This is a genomic window from Yersinia sp. 2542 StPb PI (assembly GCF_048593855.1).
Taxonomy (GTDB): Bacteria; Pseudomonadota; Gammaproteobacteria; order Enterobacterales; family Enterobacteriaceae; genus Yersinia; species Yersinia enterocolitica_E.
The window spans coordinates 1-1,289 of record NZ_JAZGQA010000397.1 but is presented as its reverse complement, the minus strand read 5'-3'; the positions used below and the strand labels follow the sequence as shown (position 1 = coordinate 1,289).

The following is a 1,289-nucleotide window of genomic DNA, read 5'->3' as shown; positions in this document are numbered from 1 at the left end:
TGTTCAGTTGGCTATAGCGTTGGTCGAAAATAACTTCACTGTAATTTAGCGACATATTTTGCACAAGAATGTCCGCTGTTCGCTCATAGCGGCCGATCAGTTACCTCAGAATACTCATCAAGCAGCACGTTCATGTACTGGAAAATTCCTTGTTCACTCGACGGGTGAGGAAGCTATCAGTTGGTGATGAACGGAATTAGTGGAATGTTCAATTGAGGACGATCTGCCGGCCGTTAAGCCCGCTGAGTGGTATACCGTAACGGCTAATAAATCGCTACTGGTGCAGGGCCGGGATCTTGATAGTATTCAGGGGACCAACTGGATCGGGAGGTGACGTTCCGACCTGCAATGTCATTCCACGTTATTTTACCTAATATTTTATATATTTTGGCTGTAAAGGCATCACGGACATCATTAACTAATCGGGCCTCCCATAAATACAATTCCTCTTATACCTTTAGCATCACATATTCTTGCAGAAGAATATTTTTCTTCACCTTGCACACTCAAAAAACAATCAACAATATTTTTTTAGATTCATATTTCATTGATAGAAAATCAACATTATTAATTGAGGACACCGTGTCCATTCCACGTATCCTTAGATCATTGAATCATCAAGCTTTTAACAGACGTCTCAGATGTCCGTCAACGGCTCAGAAGTGTCTGAATTATCCGTGGCGATTCAGTTCAATGTGTTTAAACGAATATATAGTAAATTAATTACACAAGAAAAATAGTATAAAATGGCAGTACATAATCGTGATCTTAACCTCCATGGATAATAAAACCACTAAAGATTAAATTTTCCCTGCCGATAAGTTATCGGTTTCTATCTTACATCATCTAAGGAAAGCCACATGAAACTGAGTTCACTAAAACAAAAACTCAAACTCTTACTGATCGGCACAGCTTTAATGAGTTCAGGATGCGTGACCCAAAACCCTTATAATTCCTCAGATCCGGTTGATCTGGCATTAAAAATTTGTGGACTAGGATATTCTTCCGATGCCGCAACTCTTTATAGAGGTGCTTATCAGATAACTAATAAACAAGCATCTGCCGAATTTGAAACAAAGTTTGGTCAAAACCTTGAAACACAAATGAGTAATATGTTTAAAAACATCAAGCCAGCTGATGAAGGTTCCATGAAAGTTGTAAGTGATCAGATTAAAGAAACACGAGAGTGTGTATTAGAACAGATCAACAGTTATAGAGAACCATCTCGTAGCGATTTAGTATCACAGTGCATTGCAGATTTAAAAAGACGTGTTGGTGCCACAGATAAT

At 38.6% G+C, this 1,289-nt stretch carries 1 protein-coding gene; it reads left to right on the top strand.

Annotated features, from left to right (window positions below):
- Positions 1-860: 860 nt before the first annotated feature.
- Positions 861-1,289, top strand: a 429-nt coding sequence (locus V1952_RS21880; RefSeq protein ID WP_420075554.1) for a hypothetical protein, incomplete at its 3' end; no start/stop codon positions are given.